Source organism: Pseudomonas frederiksbergensis, assembly GCF_001952935.1.
Lineage (GTDB): Bacteria > Pseudomonadota > Gammaproteobacteria > Pseudomonadales > Pseudomonadaceae > Aquipseudomonas > Aquipseudomonas frederiksbergensis.
The window spans coordinates 948685-970537 of record NZ_CP018319.1; the positions used below are offsets into that span (position 1 = coordinate 948685).

Genomic DNA, 21853 nt, shown 5'->3' on the forward strand with positions numbered 1-21853 from the left:
CAGGCAAACCGCATTCGCCGCGTTTACGACTGCTTCGCAGCCGAGCGGGAGCAAGCTCCCTCGCCACGATGCTTTCGTCAGCCGCCTGGCGGATCAGCAAAAAAAAAAAACGGACAGCCATGGCTGTCCGCAAAAATGCGCACATAGAGAGGAGCTTATCGCAACAGCGTTAGAACACCGACTGAATTTTCAGGCCGGCGACCAGCGCGTTGTCGACTTCATCAACACCACCCGGGTGAGTGATGTATTGCAGGTTAGGACGCACGGTAAGCCAGTTGGTAACGTGGAAGCCGTAGTTGATCTCGTAGTTGTACTCGGTGCTACGCAGCGGCGAGAACAGCGGATCCTCGTAGTTGGTGACTCCATTGGCGGCGTTGACCAGTTCGGCGTTTTTCTTCACGTCATCGTTGACATGGATACGGGCGAAACCGATACCCATGTCATCTTTCGGACGTGCATCGAACGGGCCTTTGTACACAAACATCAGCGACTGATAGTTGTCGACGAAGTTGGTGTCCTTGTCGTGGAAAGTGGCGTTGGCTGCGATGTTCAGACCGCGGGACGCGTCACCGTTGTGGCTGGTGAGTTGTTGCTGCGCCACGAACCAGTAGCCGTGTTTGCTATCGTGGCTGCGATAGGCATTACCGCTGGTGGCTGCGTCATTGCCGTCGGCATCCTTGCGGACGTCATCGGCGTTGGCCGTGCTTTTGTAGTAACCGACACGGTATTCGCCCGGCAGGTTGCCAGGGTTCGGCAACCAGACCAGTTCGACCGGCAAGACGGTGCCCTCGGTACCACTGCCGCTCAGCTTGAAGCCGTTACCATGCTCCAGTTGCGACGGGTTCTGGTTGTACGCGCCGATCTGCGCATAGAACTCAGGCGAGATGTTGTACTTCACGCGGACCGCAGCCTGCATGACCGGCCAGTTGTACCAGATGTTGGTTGCCCAGTTACCCGCCTGGGAACCGCAGAACGCCAGGTTCTGGAATTCGCACGGGAAGGTGTTGAAGTCTTCGCCTTCGCCGAAGTAACCGGCCTTGACGTCCAGTTTGCCGTCGAGGAACTGGTGTTTGATCCACAGTTGGGTCAGGCGGACCATATGGCCGCGGCCGTAGACTTCCTGGGACGAACTCAAGGTGCCGGCACGCGGGTCGCCGACGCGGTCATTGGAAATGTTCTCACCGTTACGGTTGGTGAGCTGGATCTTGGCCTGGGTGTTATCCCAGCCCCACAGTTTTTGCAGGTCCAGCGCCACGCCCAGACCAAACTGGTCGGCGTAACGCGCCGTCTTGTCGTCGTTGTAGCCGCCGTGGAGGTTGGCGCCCACTTCACCGACGTAGTCCATCTTGATGTCGATACCCTGCTCGATCAGCCTGGTCCGCTCGCCACCCCAATCACCGGTCATCCATTCGGAATCGGCGCTGAACGCGTCAGCCGCATGTACGCTGCCGGCCAACATCATTGCCGCAACGGCTGACAACTGGCAGATAAGCTGAGCGTTGTTGTTCTTCTTCATCCCTACATCCTCGTTTTATTGTTATTAACTGTTTTTATCTAACGCGGTGACATCGGTTGCGAAGAGCGACAGGCCGCCCACCGCATATCCCCCTGTGGGAGCGGGCTTGCTCGCGAATGCGGTCTGACATTCAACAGGAATGTCGACTGATACACCGCCTTCGCGAGCAAGCCCGCTCCCACATTTTTTGATCTTTATCTGCCTTTGAACTGGGCTACGTTGGCGCTGTGAGCTTCGGTTTTTGGCAGGCCGGCCACCCCCAGGCGTTCACCGGTCTTGGCATCGAACAACAGCACTTTCGATGGATCGAATTGCAGGGTCAGGGTCTCGCCCACGGCCGGAGCAACGTCCGGCGCCAGACGGCAGCAGACTTTGGTGTCGTTAAGATTGACGAACACCAGGGTGTCGGGACCGGTTGGCTCGGTGACCTGGACTTCGGCACGAATGGTCGGCAAACCATTGGGCTCGCTGCCGGCCAAAACGATCTGCTCCGGGCGCATGCCGAGGATCACTTCACGGTCTTCGAGCCCGGCGTCCTGCATGCCCAGCGGCAATTCGCAGCGCGCCTGACCGCTGTCGAGCAGCGCCACCAGACGACCTTCCTTGCGCTGCAAGCGCAGGGGGATGAAGTTCATCGGCGGCGAACCGATGAAGCTCGCCACGAACAGGTTGGCCGGGTTGTTGTAGATGTCTTTGGGCGTGCCGAACTGCTGGATGATCCCGTCCTTCATCACCGCCACTTTGTCGCCCAGGGTCATGGCTTCGATCTGGTCGTGGGTCACGTAGACCGTGGTGGTTTTCAGGCGCTGGTGCATCAGTTTCATTTCGGTGCGCATCTCGACGCGCAGCTTGGCGTCGAGGTTGGACAGCGGTTCGTCGAACAGGTAAATCTTCGGCCGCCGCGCCAGCGCCCGGCCCATTGCCACGCGCTGTTGCTGACCACCGGAGAGCTGGCCGGGTTTGCGGGCGAGCAAATGTTCGATCTGCAACAGCTTGGCCACACGAGCGACTTCTTCGTCGATTTCGGCGGCGGGCATTTTGCGAATCTTCAAGCCGAACGCGATGTTGTCGCGCACGCTCATCGTCGGGTACAGCGCGTAGGACTGGAACACCATGGCGATGTCGCGATCTTTGGGGCTCATGCCGCTGATGTCGGCGTCGTCCACCAGGATCGCGCCGCCGCTGATGTTTTCCAGACCGGCGATGCAGTTCATCAGCGTGGACTTACCACAGCCCGATGGACCGACCAGGATCAGGAACTCACCGTCATTGATCTTCAGTTCGATATTTTTCAGGGTGTCCGGCAAACCGGCACCGTAGGTCTTGTTGACGTTGCGTAATTCGAGAGTTGCCATGTTCTACCCCTTGACCGCGCCGGACGTCAGCCCACGCAGGAAATACTTGCCAGCGAATATGTAGACCAGCAGTGTCGGCAGCCCGGCGATCATCGCGGCGGCCATATCAACGTTGTATTCCTTGGCCCCGGTGCTGGTGTTGACCAGGTTGTTCAGGGCCACGGTAATCGGCTGTGCATCGCCACTGGCGAAGACCACGCCAAACAGGAAGTCATTCCAGATCTGGGTGAACTGCCAGATCAGGCAGACCATCACGATCGGGATCGACATCGGCAGCAGGATCTTCCAGAAAATCGTGAAGAAGCCCGCGCCATCCAGCCGCGCCGCCTTGACCAGCGCATCCGGAATGCTCACGTAGTAGTTGCGGAAGAACAGCGTGGTGAACGCCAGGCCGTAAACCACATGCACCAGCACCAGGCCGGTGGTGGTGTTGGCCAGGCCGATCTTGCCGAGGGTGAACGAGGCTGGCAGGAGCACGGTCTGGAACGGCAGGAAGCAGCCGAACAACAACAGGCCGAAGAACAGTTGCGAACCGCGGAAACGCCACATCGACAGCACATAACCGTTCATGGCACCGATGAACGTGGAGATCAGAACCGCCGGCACGGTGATTTTCACCGAGTTCCAGAAGTAGCTGCCGACACTGTCCCAGGCCTTGATCCAGCCGATGCCGTCAATCACTTGCGGCCAGCTCAGCAGGTTGCCGGTGCGGATGTCTTCCGGGGATTTGAAACTGGTCAGCAGCATCACCACCAGCGGGATCAGGTAGATCGCCGCGGCCAGCAACAGCGTGGCGTAGATTGCGATGCGGCTGAAGCTGATCGCCGGTTTTCCGAGTTGATTACTCATGGCGTTTGCCTCGCAATTCGGAGTACAGGTACGGCACCAGAATCGCCAGGATCGCGCCGAGCATCATCATGGCGCTCGCCGAACCAATGCCCATCTGGCCACGGCTGAAGGTGAAGGAATACATGAACATCGCGGGCAGGTCGGACGAGTAGCCCGGGCCGCCAGCGGTCATGGCCGCCACCAGGTCGAAGCTCTTGATCGCGATGTGCGCGAGGATCATGAAGGCGCTGAAGAACACCGGGCGCAGGCTCGGCAATACGATCTTCAGGTAGATGGTCGGCAGGCTCGCTCCGTCGACTTGCGCGGCACGGATGATCGATTGATCGACACCCCGCAGGCCGGCCAGGAACATCGCCATCACAAACCCGGAGGCTTGCCATACGGCGGCGATCACCAGGCAATACACCACGCGATCCTGATCCACCAGCCAGTCGAGACGAAAGCCTTCCCAGCCCCAGTCACGCAGCATCTTGTCCAGGCCCAGGCCTGGGTTGAGCAGCCATTTCCACGCGGTACCGGTGACGATCATCGAGAGCGCCATCGGGTACAGGTAAACGGTGCGGATGAAGCCTTCCTTGCGAATGCGCTGATCCAGCAGCACCGCGAGGAACACGCCGAGCACCAGACTGATGCCGATGAACATGCCGCCGAACACCGCGAGGTTTTTGCTCGCGACCCACCAGCGATCGTTGTCCATCAGGCGGATGTATTGCTGCAGGCCGACCCATTTGTAGCTCGGCATGAAGCTCGAATTGGTGAAGGACAGAACGAATGTCCAGATGATGTAACCGTAAAAACCAACCAGGACGATCAGCATGCTTGGCGCCAAAACCAGCTTGGGAAGCCAGCGCTGCAATGCGTCGAACGGTGAGGCTTTGCTGAAAACCGCCACAGAGCTCATCGGGATAATCCAGGTGAAGAGGAATGAAATCGGCACGGCGATCCCTTGTGGGAGCGGGCTTGCTCGCGAAGGCGGTGTATCAGTCGACATTCGTGTTGAATGTCAGACCGCATTCGCGAGCAAGCCCGCTCCCACACAGGGGTCACGCGGCGTCAGGGATTACTGGGCAGCTTTGACAGCCGATGCCAGTTGCGCGCTGGCCTTGGCCGGGTCAGCGTTCTTGTCGTTCATGAAGTTGGTGACCACATCGAAGATCGCGCCCTGCACAGCCAGGGACGTGGCCATGTTGTGCGCCATGCTCGGTTGCAGGCCGCCCGTCTTCTCGTCAGCCAGGAAATCCTTGGCGGACGCTTGAGCGCAAGAATCGAAGCCCAGCGCGCTCATGTCGTTAAGCATGTCGGTGCGCACCGGGATCGAGCCTTTGTTGATGCTGAAGACTTTCTGGAAGTCTTTACCCAGCGCGACCTTGGCCAGGTCTTGTTGAGCGGCGATGTCGCCTTTGCGATCGGCCTTGAGCTTGAACACAGCCATCGAGTCGATGTTGTAGGTGAAGGCTTTTTCGGTGCCCGGGAATGGCACGCACTGATAGTCCTTGCCGGCTACTTTATTGGCAGCGGTCCATTCGCTCTTCGCCCAGTCGCCCATCATCTGCATGCCGGCCTTGCCGTTGATGACGTCGGCAGCAGCGATGTTCCAGTCACGACCGGCGCGGTTCGGGTCCATGTAGCCGGTGAGTTTTTTCAGCTCGGTGAACGACTTGGTCATCTCGGCGCCCGAGAGGGTTTTCTGATCCAGGTCTACCAGGGCTTTCTTGTAACCGTCGGCGCCCATGACCGAGAGCACCACGTCTTCAAACACGGTGCTGTCCTGCCAAGGCTGGCCACCGTGGGCAAGCGCGATGAAGCCGGCGGCTTTGAGCTTGTCGCCAGCGGCATAGAATTCTTCGAGGGTGGTCGGGGCTTTTTCGATCCCGGCTTTCTTGAAGACTTCCGGGTTGATCCACAGCCAGTTGACGCGGTGAATGTTCACCGGCACGGCGACGTAGTCACCTTCGTACTTGACGGTGTCGGAGACTTTCTTCGACAGCAGGCCATCCCAGCCTTCGGACTTGGCAACGTCTTTGAGGGTGTCGGTGCTGAGCAGGCCAGTGCTGCCCCACTCCTGGATGTCCGGACCTTTGATCTGGGCAACGCCCGGCGGATTACCGGCGACGGCGCGGCTTTTGAGTACGGTCATGGCAGTGGAACCGCCGCCACCGGCGACTGCGCCGTCCTTCCAGGTAAAGCCGTCTTTTTCGACTTGGGCCTTCAGGACATCGACCGCGGCTTTTTCGCCACCAGAGGTCCACCAGTGAACGACTTCCACCGAACCTTTGGAATCGGCGGCAAGCGCACTCAGCGGGAATGCAGACAGGGGAAGCAGTGACGCGAGAGAAATGACAGTAGCGAGGCGAGAAATCGCATTCATCTAGTAGTACCTTTCTTGTTGTTATGCATGCAAGTCTGGTGCTTGCGCTGCATAGGATTCTAAACAGGGGATGCCCCTTCGCAGGTAACGAAGGGACGTTCGAATGTCACCACATGGTTACACAGGAGCGCTCTGGGATAACTGTGCCAGGGCAGTCGCCATGCTTGGCGCCAGAGGCAATCGCGGGATCAACACGGCTTGCCAGGCGTGATAAAGATCAGGTTTACCGGCCCAGATATCGGCGCTCGGGCGGTTCTGCGGATCGAGTTCGTGGTACCAGCTGCCGCTTTCGCGGTCGATGAAATGGCTGTCGCAGAATTCCCAGAAAAGTCGGTACCAGCGCTCGTATTGCGTATCGCCTGTGCGTTTTAGCAACGCGCTGGCGGCGGCGCTGGCTTCGCAATGGGTCCAGTGCAGGCGATGGCGAACCACGGCGCGATTGTCCCAGTCGAGGGTGTAGACAATCCCCGGCGCCCCGTCGACATCCCAGCCGTGACGGCAGTTATGGTCGAAGAGTTTTTGCGCGTCGGTGGAGAGCCAACCCGGCGTGAGCATCCCGGCCTTAACCCGCGCCGCTTCGAGATGCAGCATCAGCCGGGCCCATTCGAAACCGTGACCCGGCGTGGTGCCGTAGGGGCGAAAACCATCGGCCGGGTTGTCGTGGTTGTATTCGCGCAAGGGTTGCCAGTCGCGGTCGAAATGCTCGACCACCAGGTAATCGTTGGCGGCGGCGTGACCGTGGATCACCCGCTCGACGATGCGCTGGGCGCGGACCAGCCAACGGTTGTCGTCGGTGACATCGGCCAGCGCGAGAAAGGCTTCGGTGGCGTGCATGTTGCTGTTGGCGCCGCGATAGGCTTCCTCGACGCTCCAGTCGCGGTTGAAGGATTCGCGCATCGCGCCCTCCTCCTCACTCCAGAAATGCGTGTCGATGATGTCGATCGCATCGTCGAGCAAAGCCTGCGCGCCGGGACGCTGAGCGACCACCGCAGAACTGGCGGCCAGCGCGACGAAGGCGTGCAGGTAAGCGGCTTTATCGGTGTTGCCGTCGCGATGCTCGGGAGCAGCGAACCAGCCGCCGTGTTCGGCGTCACGCAATGGGCCGCTGAGGGCGTTGACGCCGTGATCCACCAGCTCGGCGAAACCCGGCAAGCCCTGGATGTGGGCCATGGCGAAGCTGTGGGTCATGCGCGCGGTGTTCATGGTTTCGGCGTGGGCGTTGGCCGCAAGGCAGCCCTTTTCATCAAGATTGCCGAAACCTTCGGAAAGCTTCGAAGCCTTGGCAAACGCCAGCAGCCGCAGGCCTTCGGCGGCGAGCCATTGCTGATGCGCGGGGGCGTTCAGCCAACTGCTGAAAGCGGGTTGGAAGATGTCCATGGGGTGCCTTTTTTGTTGTTATGACTGGGGGCAGTCTAAACAACGGGCGGTAGCGGGCTTGTAACGAAGGGGGCGAGTTATGTCACCGGGTTGTGACATTGACCGAGATATTGGGGTGAGCGATTACTTGTGGCGAGGGGGCTTGCCCCCGTTCGGCTGCGAAGCAGTCGCAAATCTGCCAATACATTTCTTCCAGGTAAACCGTGGTGACTGTTTGGGACCGCTTCGCGGTCCAACGGGGGCAAGCCCCTCGCCACAGGCTAATCAACACTACGCGGTAACTGCAACGTCACCCTCAACCCGCCCTCACGCAAATTCTGCAGGCTGACCTCACCGCCATGGCTATGCGCAATATTTCGCGCAATTCCCAACCCCAACCCATAACCCTGCTGCTGTCCGGCCAGGCGGAAGTGCGGCTCGAACACCTGCTCCATGCGCTGTTCCGGCACGCCCGGCCCTTCATCGTCCACATGGAGGATGAACGCACTCTGGTCGTCATCAATGTGCAAATGCGCTTTCTGCCCGTACTTCAAGGCGTTGTCGATCAGGTTGCCGATGCAACGCTTGAGCGCCAACGGCTTCCCTGGATACGCCGCCAGCGCACGCCCTTGCTGAGTGACGCGACCATTGCCGTTGGGCGCCAGATACGGCTCCACCAGACAATCAAGGACATGGTTGAGGTCCACCGGCTCGATGTTTTCGTGGATGTCGGTGTCTTTCACGCATTGCAGCGCGCCCTTGACCAGCAGCTCCAGCTCATCCAGATCACGGCCGAACTTGGCTTGCAGCGTTTCGTCTTCGAGCAGTTCAACGCGTAACCGCAAGCGGGTAATCGGCGTGCGCAAGTCATGGGAAATCGCGCTGAACAACTGGCTGCGCTCGGTCAGGTAACGGCTGATGCGTTCGCGCATCGCATTGAAGGCGCGGCCGACTTCGACCACTTCACTGCCGCCACCCTCCGCCACTGGCTCGACTTCGGCGCCGAGGGACATGTCCCGTGCTGCCCGCGCCAAACGCTTGAGCGGCCGGCTCTGCCAGTGCACCAGCAGGCCGATGAACAATAGCAAGAAGCCGCTGGTGAGCACGATGAACCAGACTTGCTGCGCTGGCAGGCCTTGTTCTTCAAGACTGGTGTAGGGCTCGGGCAACAGTGAGGCGATGTACAGCCACTCGCCCGGCGCCATCTGGATTTGCGTGACCAATACTGGCGGATTCACCGGTTCCAGGGTCAGCGCGTAGTGCGCCCAGGAGCGCGGCAATTCATCGAGTTTCAGGCCGCCGTTGAAGATCCGCAGGTCTTCAGGACTGACGAACGTCACCGAGATATCCGTGTCCTGGCCCAGGGACTGGCGCAGCACTTCATCCACCGCTTTGAGCACAGCTTCCTTGCGCGGGGTGATCGGCAACACTTCCATGCCCAAGGGTTTGTCGTTGAGCGTCACCACAAAACGGGTGCCGCCCATGCTGCGCAACTGGTCGAGTACCAATGGCCGAAACGCTACCGGCAGCGAGCGAAAATAACTGACGCTGGCGGTCATCGAATGAGCGAGGCTTCGGGCGCTGGTGACCAGGCCTTCAAGCTGGGTGGCACGCAATTGCGAGACCCAGATCACGCTCGACAACGTCTGGGCAAACAATACCGCCAACAGCGTCAGCAGCAACATCCGCCCGAGCAACGAACGCGGCACGGGAATCCGCGCGGCGACTTTGCGAAAAAACTCAGTGGCCATTGCTGGCAACCACATTGGCGGCCAGTTGGTAGCCGCTGCCGCGTACGGTACGGATCAGCCGCGGCGGTTTTTCGGTGTCGCGCAGACGCTGGCGCAAACGGCTGACGGCCATATCGACGATGCGGTCGAGCGGCATCAAGTCACGACCACGGGTGGCGTTGCCGATGGTGTCGCGGTCGAGGATTTCCTGAGGGTGATCGAGGAACAGTTTCAGCAGCGCGAAATCGGCACCGGAAAGAATCACTTCCTCGCCGTCGATGTGGAACAGCCGATGGCTGACCATGTCCAGCCGCCAGTCATCGAAGGCCAGCACTTCACCACCGGAACGCTCCTGCCCGAACTGCGCGCGGCGCAACAGGGCTTTGATGCGCGCCTGCAATTCACGCGGGCTGAAGGGTTTGCCGAGGTAATCGTCGGCGCCCAGTTCCAGACCGATGACGCGGTCGGCTTCGTCGGAGCTGGCGGTAAGCATGATGATCGGCACCTGCGCCTGACGCGGGTGCTGGCGGATCCAGCGGCAGAGGCTGAAGCCGTCTTCGTCCGGCAGCATCACATCGAGGATCACCAGATCGCTCGGCGCCTCGTTCATCGCCTGACGAAAGCCTGCACCGTCGGGCGTGGTACGAACCTGGAAACCGGCGCGGGTCAGGTAGGTGTCCAGCAACTCGCGTATCTCTTGATCGTCATCGACCAACAAAATCGACTTGTTGACTGAGCTCACGGGGCGGCGTCCTTGTTGTTTGAATTGGGCGGATTATGCCTTAAGCAAAGAATCTACAAACACCACAAAACCCATTGTGGGAGCGGGCTTGCTCGCGAAGGGGCCATCACATCCAACATCATCGTTGACTGACACACCGCTTTCGCGAGCAAGCCCGCTCCCACATTTGATCGCATTTCAAGCCTGATCGAGCGCAACGCCCGCGCCCATCAACCCAGAATACGGCGCCGTCACCAGCCACACCGGGATGCCCTTGAAGTAATCGCTCATGCAGCCCTTGTCGGCAAAGCATCGCGCGAAACCGCTTTCGACAAAGAAATCGGCGAACCGCGGAATCACTCCACCGACGATGTACACACCGCCGCGCGCACCGGTGGTCAGCACGTTGTTGCCGGCCACACGACCCAGCCAGCAGCAGAACTGCTCAAGCACTTCCAGGGCAATCGGGTCACCGGCCAGGCCGGCCGCCGTGATCGACTCCGGGGTATCGAGCACCGGTTCATGCCCGTCCACCGCACAAATCGCCCGATAGACCCGCGGCAAACCACTGCCGCTCAAGGCCGTTTCAGCACTGACATGGCCGATCTCATTGAAGATGTGCTGCCACAACTGAGTTTCCCGCGGACTGCTCAGCGGCAAATCGACGTGACCGCCCTCCCCCGGCAATGCGGCAAACCGCCCTTCGCCCAGATCCAGCAACGTGCCAACACCGAGGCCAGTTCCCGGACCGATCACCACCGCCGGCCGCAATGGTTCCGGCGTGCCTTCGCAGACCACGCGAAATTCGCCGGGCTGCAAACGGGTCATGCCCAGCGCCATGGCCGAGAAGTCGTTGACCAGCAACAGTTGATCCACCTGCAAGGCCTTGCAAAACCCCTTGCGGCTAAGTCGCCAGTGATTGTTGGTGAACTTGAATTCATCGCCGCTCACCGGGCCGGCGACCGACAGGCACACTGAACCGATCGAACCGGACGCCAGGCCAAGCCCGCTCAGGTAGAGGGCAATCGCCTCTTCCGGGCTGGCGTGGTCGGCCGTTGCCAGCACCTGGACCGATTCCAGCTGCTGGTTTTTCCACAACGCAAAACGTGCGTTGGTGCCTCCGATGTCACCGACCAAAGCCAGTTTCAATTAAGCGTCTCCAGGGCAGAAGTAAAGGCGCTGGCGCCCTGCTCTGCGGAGCTGAAGGCCATGCGCATGAAACCAAACAGTTCGCGACCGCTGCCGATGTTATTGCCCAACAGGCCCTTGGCAGGTTCGCGCGCTGCGAATTCTTCGGCGTCCACCTTAAGCTCCAGAGTGCCTTTGACGCCATCGACGCGAATGATATCGCCCTCTTGCACCCGCGCCAAAGCGCCGCCCACATATGCTTCGGGGCTGACGTGGATCGCCGCCGGGATTTTCCCCGACGCACCGGACATGCGTCCGTCGGTGACCAGCGCCACTTTGAAGCCGCGATCCTGCAGCACGCCGAGGAACGGCGTCATCTTGTGCAGCTCCGGCATGCCGTTGGAGCGCGGGCCCTGGAAGCGCATTACCGCGACGAAATCCTTCTCCAGCAAACCAGCCTTGAACGCATCGGCCAGATCCTGCTGATCCTGGAACACCATCGCCGGTGCTTCGACGACCTGGTTTTCCAACGCGACGGCGGACACTTTCATGACACCGCGGCCGAGGTTGCCTTCCATCACCCGCAAGCCGCCCTCTGGCGAGAACGCGCGAGCGACCGGACGCAGGATGGTTTCGTCGAGGCTTTCGATCGGGCCTTCGCGCCAGACCAGTTCGCCGTTATCGAGGAACGGTTCCACGGTGTAGCGGCTCAGGCCGTGACCGAGCACGGTGTTGACGTTTTCGTGGAGCAGGCCGGCTTCCAGCAGTTCGCGGATCAGGAACGACATGCCGCCCGCCGCCTGGAAGTGGTTGATGTCGGCTTTGCCGTTCGGGTAGACGTGGCTCAGGGTCGGCACCACCTCGGAGAGGTCGGCCATGTCCTGCCAGGTCAGTTGAATGCCCGCCGCCATGGCGATCGCCGGCATGTGCAAGGTGTGGTTGGTCGAGCCGCCGGTGGCGTGCAGGGCCACGATGGAGTTGACCAGCGAACGCTCGTCGACGATTTCGCCGATCGGCATGAAGTCGCCGTTCTGCTTGGTCAGACGCGTGACTTGATGCGCCGCTTCACGGGTCAGGGCATCGCGCAACGGGGTGTTCGGGTTGACGAAAGAGGCGCCGGGCAAGTGCAGGCCCATGACTTCCATCAGCAACTGGTTGGTGTTGGCGGTGCCGTAAAAGGTGCAGGTACCGGGGCTGTGGTAGGACTTCATCTCCGATTCCAGCAGCTCCTCGCGGCTGGCCTTGCCTTCGGCATAACGCTGGCGCACATCGGCTTTCTGCTTGTTGGAAATGCCCGAGACCATCGGCCCGCCCGGCACGAAAATCGTCGGCAGATGACCGAAACGCAGCGCGCCCATCATCAAGCCCGGGACGATCTTGTCGCAGATGCCGAGCATCAGCGCGCCGTCGAACATGTTGTGGGACAGCGCCACGGCGGTGGACAGCGCAATCACTTCACGGCTCGGCAGGCTCAGCTCCATGCCCGGCTCGCCTTGGGTCACGCCATCACACATCGCAGGGGTGCCGCCGGCGAACTGGCCGACGGAGCCGATTTCGCGCAGGGCCTTTTTGATCTGTTCAGGAAAGACTTCGTACGGCTGGTGCGCCGAGAGCATGTCGTTATAGGACGAAACAATCGCAATGTTCGCGGAGTTCATCATCCGCAGACTGTTCTTGTCGTCGGTGCCGCAACCGGCCACGCCATGGGCGAAGTTGGCGCATTGCAGCTTGCCGCGCATGGGACCGTCGCTGGCAGCACCACGAATCAGTGCAAGGTAAGCCTCACGCGTGGCGCGGCTACGGGCGATAAGCCGTTCGGTGACCTCAAGGACGCGGGGATGCATGTTTAGAACTCCAGGCTAACGGATGTGGCGACCTGATTGTCTATGCTGAGCAAGAGCCGTTGTCGATGGGATGACAGACGGTTTTCTTGATCGGTCGGACCAGTTGATTCAGGTCACTCGTTGTAGATTGAACAAAATATTGCCATTAAAAAGGCTTGTTTTCTATTTTTATGCGAATAATCTTGTAATTCCAACAACAAAACGACGGCGGCCCTGTTAAATGACTCTTCGAATCGCAATCAATGGTTTTGGCCGAATTGGCCGTAACGTCCTGCGCGCACTGTATACCCAAGGGTATCGCCAGGATCTGCAGATTGTTGCCATCAATGACCTGGGCGACAGCGAGATGAACGCTCATCTGCTCAAGTACGACACTGTTCACGGCACGTTCGATGCCGATGTCCAGCATGATCGGGAAAGCCTGACCGTCAACGGTGACCGTATTTCTGTCAGCGCCATTCGCAACCCGGCCGAGCTGCCGTGGGCTGCCGAGCAGATCGACGTTGTATTCGAATGCACCGGTTTGTTCACCGATCGCGCCAAAGCCGCGGCGCATATTACGGCCGGTGCACGCAAAGTGATCATCTCGGCCCCGGCCAAAGGTGCCGACGCCACGGTGGTGTATGGCGTTAACCACGACATTCTGCGCCAATCGCACCAGATCATTTCCAATGCTTCGTGCACCACCAACTGCCTGGCCCCGGTGGCCCAGGTGTTGCACCGCGAGCTGGGTATCGAAAGCGGCCTGATGACCACAATTCACGCCTACACCAACGATCAGCACCTGACCGACGTCTATCATGTCGACCCGTATCGTGCGCGCTCGGCCACCCAGAACATGATCCCGAGCAAAACCGGCGCGGCTGAAGCCGTCGGTCTGGTGCTGCCGGAACTGGCGGGCAAACTGACCGGCATGTCGGTACGTGTGCCGGTAATCAACGTGTCGCTGGTGGACCTGACCGTGCAACTCAAGCGCGAAGCGTCGGCCGATGAAGTGAACGCACTGCTGAAAGAAGCCAGCCAGCACTCGAAGATTCTCGGTTACAACACCCTGCCGCTGGTCTCCAGCGACTTCAACCACAACCCGCTGTCGTCGATCTTTGACGCCAACCACACCAAGTCCAGCGGCAAGCTGCTCAAGGTGCTGGCCTGGTACGACAACGAATGGGGCTTCTCCAACCGCATGCTCGATAACTGCCTGGCGCTGTGCAACGCCGAGTAAGCGAAGCTACGAGCAGGAGCAGCACCGATGATCGGTATCAGCTTTACGCAAAAGACCATGGCAGCGCGCAAGCGTATTGCCTTGGTCGCCCATGACCACTGCAAGGTGTTTTTGCTGGACTGGGCCGAGCGACAGAAAGACCGGCTCGCACAGCATGAACTGGTCGCCACCGGCACCACCGGGTTGTTGTTGCAACAACGCCTGGATTTGCCTGTGGAGAGCATGATCAGCGGCCCATTGGGCGGCGACCAGCAACTCGGTGCGCGAATCGCTGAGCAGCGGGTCGACATGCTGGTGTTCTTCTGGGACCCGTTCGAACCACAACCGCACGATCCGGATATCAAGGCATTGCTGCGAGTCGCGGCAGTATGGAACATTCCGGTGGCGTGTAATGAATGCAGCGCCGACTACCTGCTCAGCAGTCCGATGATGGAACAGGCGCACGACCATCGGATCCCCGATTACGCGACCTATCTGTTGGGCCGCGCCTAGCCCTTCGGAAATCAGCTTCACAAATCAATACTTGACCACTCGAGCGGATGATAAGCATTATCATTCGCTCGAAATGGATCAGGTCCTCCCGTGAGTCAATCTCGCTTCAATCACGTCTTCATCGCTCAGCGAGTCTCTCTGCTGCGCACATTGGAGCGGATGGTCAACAATCACAGCACCGCCGAAGACCTCCTGCAGGAGACCTACCTGCGAGTGACCCGGGCGCTCAGCGAGCGGGCCATCGATCACCTTGAACCCTTCGTTTTCCAGACCGCCCGCAACCTGGCGCTGGACCATTTGCGTGCGCGGCGTATTCAGTCCCGCACGATGCTCGACGACGTGCCGCTGGACGTGGTGGAAAGCGTCGCCGCCCCCGCCAGCAGTGCCGAGGACGCCGCCCATGCCGAACAATTGCTTGAGCGCTTGAACGTGAGCCTCAATGAACTCAGCGCCCGTCAGCAGCAGATTTTCATCCTCAGCCGTCTGCACGGGCACAGCTATCTGGAGATCGCCGAGAAGCTCGGCGTGTCGTTGAGCACGGTGCAAAAGGAGCTGAAATTGATTATGGCGATCTGCATCGGCGTGGCCGAGCGGTTAAACGGCGACTGAATCTGTAGGTTAATTCTCTATGTGTGAGGATGACCTGCACTGGCTATCGGGCTTTGCTACCCTTGCCCCACTTTCGAGCTTCACTAAAAAAACAGCGGTGCCAAGACACTGCCGAGGAAACACCGTGACGGACACGCTCCCAGTGCCTCCCCCGCCCCTCCGGCGCGGGACCCCGCAAGCGCGATGGATCAGGCCCTGGACTGGCTGATCGTGCTGGACAGTCCGAGCGAGGAACAAACCCGACAGTTTCACGACTGGCTGGCCGCCGATCCGTTGAATGCCGAGGCGTTCGCCAAGGCTCAGGCGATCTGGGAAGGCCCGCAGGTCGGGCAATGCGCGCAAAGCCTGGCTGCCCGGCCGCCGAAAGTGACCGCCCTGTCGCGCCTGCGCCCCCACTGGAAACCCTTGGCCACCGCTGCCGTGCTGATCCTCGGTTTGTTCAGCTTCAGCAATCTGCCGATTCGCCTGCAGGCCGATCACCTGACCGTGGTCGGTGAACGCCAGCGGCTGCAACTGGAGGATGGCTCGAAGGTCCTGCTCAATACCAATTCGGCCTTCTCCAGCACCATCAACGATCAACAGCGCGTTGCCCGTTTGTATCAGGGCGAGGCGTTTTTCGAGGTCGCGGCCGACCGCGGCCAGCCGCTGGAAATCGACGCCGGGCCGGTCAAGGCCAGCGTGCGGGACACCGCGTTTGCGGTGCGCTATCTGGACGGCGTGGCACAGGTTCGGGTGCAGCGTGGGGATGTCGACTTGCGAGCGACCCGCGACGACGCGCGAATTCGATTGTCCGCCGGAGAAAGCATCCGCATCGGCCCCAACGGCTTTGATCGCCCCGCCAGACTCGACGCCGCGACCGACCTGGCGTGGGTCCAGGGCCGACTGGTGTTCGAAAACTGCCCGCTGAGCCAGGTGCTGGCGGAGCTGCGACGTTACTATCCCGGCTGGATCATCAACAACAACGAGCAGTTGGCCGACATCGCCGTCACCGGTAATTACCGCCTCGACCAGCCGTTGGACGTGGTCCGCTCGCTGGCCCAGATCACCTCGGCACGGCTCCAGGAATTTCCGGCGCTAGTGATCTTGAACTAAATGAGAATTATTTTTACTCGATAGCCAACTCCCGTACGTCTCGTTATAGCCAATGCAATTGATTCGCACCTTCAGATGCCGATCAGCACCTATAAAGATTCGTGCGACACGGAGCGCTATCGATGTCCTCTCGCCTCACCCGCCAACCTTCTTCACCTTCTCGCGTGCTGTCGCTGCTGGCCGCCGCCATCCTGATGGCCGGCAGCGCGCAGCTCTACGCCGCCACCGCGGCAGAGCAAACGACCCGCAACATGGGCGATTACGCGTTCGCCATCCCTCAGCAGTCGCTGGTCTCGGCACTCAATGCTTTTACCGCCGTGACCGGTTGGCAGGTCGGCTTGCCAGCAGAACTGGCTGAAGGCGTGGCCTCGCCGGGCGTGCGGGGTTCGCTGCCGCCAGAGAAAGCCCTTGATCGCCTGTTGGTGGGAACCAACCTGAGCTATCGCAAACTGGGCTCCAATAACATCGTGCTGGAGAAGCGCAGCAACGGCAGCGCGCTCAACCTGGACCAGGTGACCATCAGCGCCACTCGCCAGGAACAAAGCATCGCCAGCGTGCCGAGCACCGTCACCGTTCACACCCGTGAAGAGCTGGACCGCAACAACGTCAATACCATCAAGGATCTGGTGCGCTACGAACCGGGCGTCTCGGTGGGCGGTGCCGGGACCCGCGGCGGAATCAGCGGCTACAACATTCGCGGCATCGACGGCGACCGGATCCTGACCCAAATCGACGGAGTCGAGATTCCGAACGGTTTCTTCAACGGCCCGTATGCCAAAACCCAGCGTAACTACGTCGACCCGGAAATCATCAAGCGCGTCGAGATTCTGCGCGGCCCGGCCTCGGTGCTTTACGGCAGCAACGCCATCGGCGGCGCGGTCAGCTATTTCACCCTCGACGCGGACGACATCATCAAGCCCGGCCAGGACGTCGGTGCTCGCCTGAAAACCGGGTACAGCTCCGCTGACGAGAGCTGGCTGAAGTCCGCCACCGTCGCCGGCCGCGCCGATCAGTTCGATGGCTTGCTGCACTACAGCCAGCGCGACGGTCACGAAACCGATTCCTTTGGCAGCAACAACGGCACCGGTCTGGACCGTACCGCGGCCAACCCGGAAGACGTACGAGCCACCAACGTATTGGCCAAGATCGGCTTGAACTACAACGAAGATTCACGCCTTGGACTGACCTACGAGAAGTACAAGGACGATCGCGACTCCGATCAGAAAAGCGCTTATGGCGGCCCGTACTTCAACGGCCAGCCGACGATCCCGAACAGCATGCTGCCCGGCGGCATGTACCAGTGGCGCACCGGCAACGACACCATTACCCGTGAGCGCTTCGGCCTGGAACACAGCTTCGCACTCGACAGCCTGCTGGCAGACAACGTCAAGTGGAGCCTGAACCACCAGATCGCCAAAACCGATCAAAGCACCGAAGAATTCTATTACCCGATGACCCGTAGAGTGCTGCGCACCCGCGATACGCTTTACGAAGAGAAACAGTGGGTCTTCGATGCCCAACTGGATAAAGCCTTCAACATCGCTGACACCGGGCACTTGCTGACTTACGGCACCACCCTCAAACAACAGAAAGTCACCGGCTCGCGCAGCGGCGACGGCAAGTGCCTGGCGGTCGGTCGCGGCTGTACGGCCGTCGGCGCGACCAGCGCGGCCGATGTGCTGAAGAAATCCAGCGATTTCCCCGACCCGACCATCAATACTTACAGCCTGTTCGCCCAGGACGAGATCAGCTGGAACAAGTGGACCTTCCTGCCGGGCCTGCGCTACGACTACACCCAGCTCAAGCCGCACATCACCCAGGAGTTCCTCAATACCGTGGCCGCCGACGGTCGCGGTACCGTCAGCGATGAGAACAAAACCTGGAACAAGGTTTCACCCAAGTTCGGCCTGACTTACGCCCTGACCGATCAGTACACCTGGTATGGCCAGTACGCTGAAGGTTTCCGCACGCCAACCGCCAAGGCGCTGTACGGGCGCTTCGAGAACACCACCACCGGCTATAGCGTGGCGCCGAACCCGGATCTGGAACCGGAAAAAAGCAAAAGCTACGAAACCGGCCTGCGCGGCAACTTCGAGTCCGGCTCGTTCGATGTCGCGGTGTTCTACAACAAATACCGCGACTTCATTAACGAAGACGCTGTCACCCCCGGTTACAGCGAGTTGACCTTCCAGAGCAACAACATCAAACACGCAACCATCAAGGGCGCAGAGATCAAGGGCCGCCTGAACCTCGACGCGCTCGGCGCACCGCAAGGTCTCTACACCCAGGGCTCGGTGGCCTACGCCTACGGCCGCAACAACGACACCGGCGAGCCGATCAACAGCGTCAACCCGCTGACCGGTGTGTTCGGTCTAGGTTACGACCAGGACAACTATGGCGGTTTGCTCAGCTGGACACTGGTGAAGAAGAAGGATCGCGTCGATGACAGCAACTTCAAGTCGCCGGACGGTGTGAGCAGCCAGTTCAAGTCGCCGGGTTTCGGCGTGCTCGATCTGACCGGTTTCTACAAAGTCACCGACGATGTCACCGTCAGCGCTGGCGTCTACAACCTGACCGACAAAAAGTACTGGCTGTGGGATGACGTGCGCGGTTACGACAGCGTCGGCGAAGCGGCAGTGCTGAGCCCGGCCAACCTGGATCGCCTGACCCAACCGGGTCGCAACTTCGCGGTCAATCTGGTCTGGGATATCTGACCCTGCCCCCTCACTTCGCCGCTTTCACAGAAGTGGCGCAGTGAGGTTTTTTTACTGTCACGCACCTTGTTGTTCGTCTCGTTACCAAGCGCCTCTTTTCTCAAGGACTTCTCATGACCACTCAGGACACTGCTCAACGCCCTGCTCTGCGTTCGCAACGTTTGAACCAGATCACAAACAAACCTCATACCAAGCTTGATGCCTTGGTCAAAGCCCACGCACCGTTCGAAACCCAGGCCAACTTCGCCCGTTTCGTGGTGGCTCAGTATTTGTTTCAGTCGGAACTGGTGTCGCTGTACAACGATGCCGAATTGACCGCCATCGTCCCGGACCTGCCTGCCCGCTGCCGTGCTGACGCGGCCAAGGCTGACCTGGCCGATCTGGAAACCGAAGTGCCGGCCCCCGTCGCCGGGGCGGTGAAGAATCCAGCCAAAGCCGAGGCGCTGGGTTGGCTGTTCGTGTCGGAAGGTTCGAAACTTGGCGCGGCGTTCCTGATCAAGCGTGCGGTGGGTCTCGGCTTGAGCGAAACCTTTGGCGCTCGCCATCTCGGTGAACCGGCCGGTGGTCGTGCTGAAGGCTGGAAGAGCTTCGTCAAAACCCTCGACGGGCTGGAACTCAGCGCACAAGAGGAAGCCGAGCTGGATAAAGGCGCAATCGACGCGTTCAACCGCTTCACGGTGTTGCTCGAGCAGGCCTACACCCCAGAACTCGCCTGAAGAAACACATCCCCTCTGTAGGAGTGAGCCTGCTCGCGATGACGGAGTGTCAGTCGACATCATTGCCGCCTAACCCACCGCTATCGCGAGCACACTCACTCCTACAAGGGACCGAGTGTGCCTGCACGATCCCGATCAAGCTTTAGTCGCGCAACTTGAGTCCAATGCCTCACCTTTCCTCCTCAAAACTCGCCCGAATCCTCTTTGGCCTGCTCGCCTACATCAGCCTGGCCATCGGCCTGATCGCCATCGTCGTACCCGGCCTGCCGACCACCGAGTTCATCCTGCTGGCCGCCTGGGCCGCGACCAAAAGTTCGCCGCGCCTGAGTGCCTGGCTGGAAAACCATCGGCTGTTCGGTTCCATCCTGCGCAACTGGCGCAACGGCAAAATCATCGCCCGCCGCGCCAAGGTCAGTGCCACCGTGAGCATGCTGCTGTGCGCCGGGTTGATGCTGGTGATGCTCGAACCTGGCTGGCCGATCTTTCTGGCGATTGCCGGCATGAGCCTGGGCAATCTGTGGATCTGGTCGCGGCCGGAATCATTGCCGACAATTTCCTGAATTCCTGCGCTTTTCAGGGCTTTTTCCTGCGCAAACGTTCACCTGCTACCGTTCGTCGGCTTAGCGTTCATGCAACCTCTGCCCACGCCGATGAGCATTAAATGGCGCTGAATGGACTTGGCGAATTGGGTCGACCCCGACTCACAGCCAACACCTCATCCATTCGCGAGCTCGTCCTATGTTCGACTCTCTGTCCATCCGCCTGAAAATCGTCCTGCTGTCCGGTCTGTGCCTGCTGGGCGTGGTCGTCCTGATCGTCGGCATGAACATCTACCAGACCGATCAGAACGATGAACTGGTCAGCGCCTCCAGCAGCAAGATGCTCACCGCCAGCGTGCAGAACCTGCTCCAGGCCAAGGCCGCCGAGCAAGCGGTGCGGGTGCAGAAGACCTTCGGTGAAAGCCTGCTGGTGGTGACCGCCCTGGCCGATCAGATCAAGGACCTGCGCAACATGGCGAGCACGCGCTCCCTTGACGCCGGTGCCCTGCGTGAAGAGTTGAATCAGAGCCTGAAAACCGCCTTCGAACGCAACAGCAAAGTGCTCGGCATCTGGCTGGCATTCGAACCCAATGGCCTCGACGGCAAGGACAGCGAATTCGCCAACGATGCCGCTCGCCAATCCAACGAAGCCGGTCGTTTTGCCAGCTACTGGAGCCGTGCCGGCGGTGTCGGGATCAACACGATCATGGTCGAAGACGACATGACCAAAACCACCTTGAGCCTCAGCGGCACGCCCTACAACAGCTGGTACACCTGCCCTCGCGACAGCAAACGCACCTGCCTGCTCGACCCGTATGCTGATACCGTCGCCGGCAAGGAAATGCTGATGACCACCATTTCCGTACCGCTGCTGGTGGAGGGCAAGTCCATCGGCGTGGTTGGTGTGGACATCGCCCTCGACGCGCTGCAAGCGGCGGCTGTCGATTCCCAACGCGATCTGTTCAACAGCGCCGGGCACATGCTGATCGTCTCCGGCAGCGGCGTACTCGCCGGTTACAGCGTGGACGCCAGCAAGGTCGGCAAAAGCATCGGCGACACCCTGGGCGCAGACGGCAAGGACGTCCTGCAATTGCTCAGCGCCGGCACACCGAAGATTCTCGAACAGGGCGACCTGATCCGCGCGGTGTACCCGGTCAGTCCGATTGCCGATTCCAAAGCCTGGGGCGTGGTGATCGACCTGCCAAAACAAGTGCTGCTGGCCGACTCGGTCAAGTTGCAAACCGTACTCGATGACGCCCAGCAAAGCGGCACGATCAAAGCCGTTTTGGTGGCAGTGATTGCCGGCCTGGTCGGGTTGTTGCTGATCTGGCTCACGGCGTCCGGCGTGACCCGGCCGATCAACAGCGTGGCCGAGATGCTCAAGGCGATTGCCAGCGGCGACGGCGACCTGACGCAGCGTCTGCACTACAGCAAGAAAGACGAACTCGGCGAACTGGTGAGCTGGTTCAACCGCTTCCTCGACAAGCTGCAACCGACCATCGCGCAGATCAAACAAAGCATCACCGATGCGCGTGGCACCGCCGACCAGTCTTCGGAAATCGCCCGTCAGACCAGCGAAGGCATGCAAGTGCAGTTCCGCGA

17 protein-coding genes and 1 pseudogene are annotated in these 21853 nt (G+C 60.3%); 8 read left to right on the forward strand and 10 right to left on the reverse strand.

Features of this window, described 5'->3' with window-relative positions; genetic code table 11:
- Positions 1–169: 169 nt before the first annotated feature.
- From PFAS1_RS04775 to edd, 10 genes are all read right to left on the reverse strand, one after another.
- Positions 170–1516 (reverse strand): carbohydrate porin, encoded by a 1347-nt coding sequence (locus tag PFAS1_RS04775; RefSeq protein WP_076028380.1) that lies wholly within the window; start codon positions 1514–1516, stop codon positions 170–172.
- A gap of 194 nt (positions 1517–1710) precedes the next feature.
- Positions 1711–2871 carry an ABC transporter ATP-binding protein gene (locus PFAS1_RS04780; protein ID WP_074879386.1) on the reverse strand — a complete coding sequence of 387 codons (1161 nt, stop codon included), beginning with the start codon at positions 2869–2871 and terminating at the stop codon, positions 1711–1713.
- A gap of 3 nt (positions 2872–2874) precedes the next feature.
- Complete coding sequence (locus PFAS1_RS04785) at positions 2875–3720, reverse strand: carbohydrate ABC transporter permease (protein WP_007902370.1); 846 nt, start codon at positions 3718–3720, stop codon at positions 2875–2877.
- Positions 3713–4621 (reverse strand): carbohydrate ABC transporter permease, encoded by a 909-nt coding sequence (locus tag PFAS1_RS04790; RefSeq protein ID WP_007902369.1) that lies wholly within the window; start codon positions 4619–4621, stop codon positions 3713–3715. The genes PFAS1_RS04785 and PFAS1_RS04790 overlap by 8 nt, the downstream gene beginning before the upstream one ends.
- A 159-nt stretch (positions 4622–4780) precedes the next feature.
- A complete protein-coding gene (locus tag PFAS1_RS04795; protein WP_074879388.1) occupies positions 4781–6088 on the reverse strand; it encodes an ABC transporter substrate-binding protein in 1308 nt (435 codons plus the stop codon).
- Between the two features lie 117 nt (positions 6089–6205).
- Entirely contained in the window at positions 6206–7465 is a 1260-nt protein-coding gene (locus PFAS1_RS04800) for a D-mannose isomerase (RefSeq protein WP_076028381.1), read from the reverse strand.
- A 260-nt stretch (positions 7466–7725) separates the two neighbouring features.
- Entirely contained in the window at positions 7726–9195 is a 1470-nt protein-coding gene (locus PFAS1_RS04805; RefSeq protein ID WP_076028382.1) for an ATP-binding protein, read from the reverse strand.
- Positions 9185–9916 (reverse strand): response regulator, encoded by a 732-nt coding sequence (locus PFAS1_RS04810; protein ID WP_010457397.1) that lies wholly within the window; start codon positions 9914–9916, stop codon positions 9185–9187. The genes PFAS1_RS04805 and PFAS1_RS04810 overlap by 11 nt, the downstream gene beginning before the upstream one ends.
- Before the next feature lie 177 nt (positions 9917–10093).
- Positions 10094–11044: a glucokinase gene (locus PFAS1_RS04815; protein ID WP_076028383.1), complete on the reverse strand. Its 951-nt coding sequence runs from the start codon at positions 11042–11044 to the stop codon at positions 10094–10096.
- Positions 11041–12867, reverse strand: a complete 1827-nt coding sequence (gene edd, locus PFAS1_RS04820) for a phosphogluconate dehydratase (protein WP_074879399.1) — start codon at positions 12865–12867, stop codon at positions 11041–11043. Before edd ends, PFAS1_RS04815 begins: the two co-directional genes overlap by 4 nt.
- A 220-nt stretch (positions 12868–13087) precedes the next feature.
- Between edd and gap the strand changes: the two genes are divergently transcribed.
- From gap to PFAS1_RS30320, 8 genes and pseudogenes are all read left to right on the forward strand, one after another.
- Positions 13088–14089 carry a type I glyceraldehyde-3-phosphate dehydrogenase gene (gene gap / locus PFAS1_RS04825; protein WP_074879402.1) on the forward strand — a complete coding sequence of 334 codons (1002 nt, stop codon included), beginning with the start codon at positions 13088–13090 and terminating at the stop codon, positions 14087–14089.
- 27 nt (positions 14090–14116) lie between these two features.
- Positions 14117–14581, forward strand: coding sequence for a methylglyoxal synthase (locus tag PFAS1_RS04830; RefSeq protein ID WP_076028384.1), 465 nt, complete (start codon positions 14117–14119; stop codon positions 14579–14581).
- A gap of 90 nt (positions 14582–14671) precedes the next feature.
- Positions 14672–15190, forward strand: a complete 519-nt coding sequence (locus PFAS1_RS04835; protein WP_033056830.1) for an RNA polymerase sigma factor — start codon at positions 14672–14674, stop codon at positions 15188–15190.
- A 183-nt stretch (positions 15191–15373) separates the two neighbouring features.
- Positions 15374–16282 (forward strand): FecR family protein, encoded by a 909-nt coding sequence (locus PFAS1_RS04840; RefSeq protein ID WP_076028385.1) that lies wholly within the window; start codon positions 15374–15376, stop codon positions 16280–16282.
- 122 nt (positions 16283–16404) lie between these two features.
- Positions 16405–18996 (forward strand): TonB-dependent receptor, encoded by a 2592-nt coding sequence (locus PFAS1_RS04845; RefSeq protein WP_076028386.1) that lies wholly within the window; start codon positions 16405–16407, stop codon positions 18994–18996.
- 113 nt (positions 18997–19109) lie between these two features.
- Positions 19110–19712: a biliverdin-producing heme oxygenase gene (locus tag PFAS1_RS04850; RefSeq protein ID WP_076028387.1), complete on the forward strand. Its 603-nt coding sequence runs from the start codon at positions 19110–19112 to the stop codon at positions 19710–19712.
- Positions 19713–19876: 164 nt separating this feature from the next.
- Entirely contained in the window at positions 19877–20272 is a 396-nt protein-coding gene (locus PFAS1_RS04855; protein WP_076028388.1) for a YbaN family protein, read from the forward strand.
- Between the two features lie 451 nt (positions 20273–20723).
- Positions 20724–21683: pseudogene (locus PFAS1_RS30320) on the forward strand (methyl-accepting chemotaxis protein); the annotation flags it as partial.
- Positions 21684–21853 lie beyond the last annotated feature (170 nt).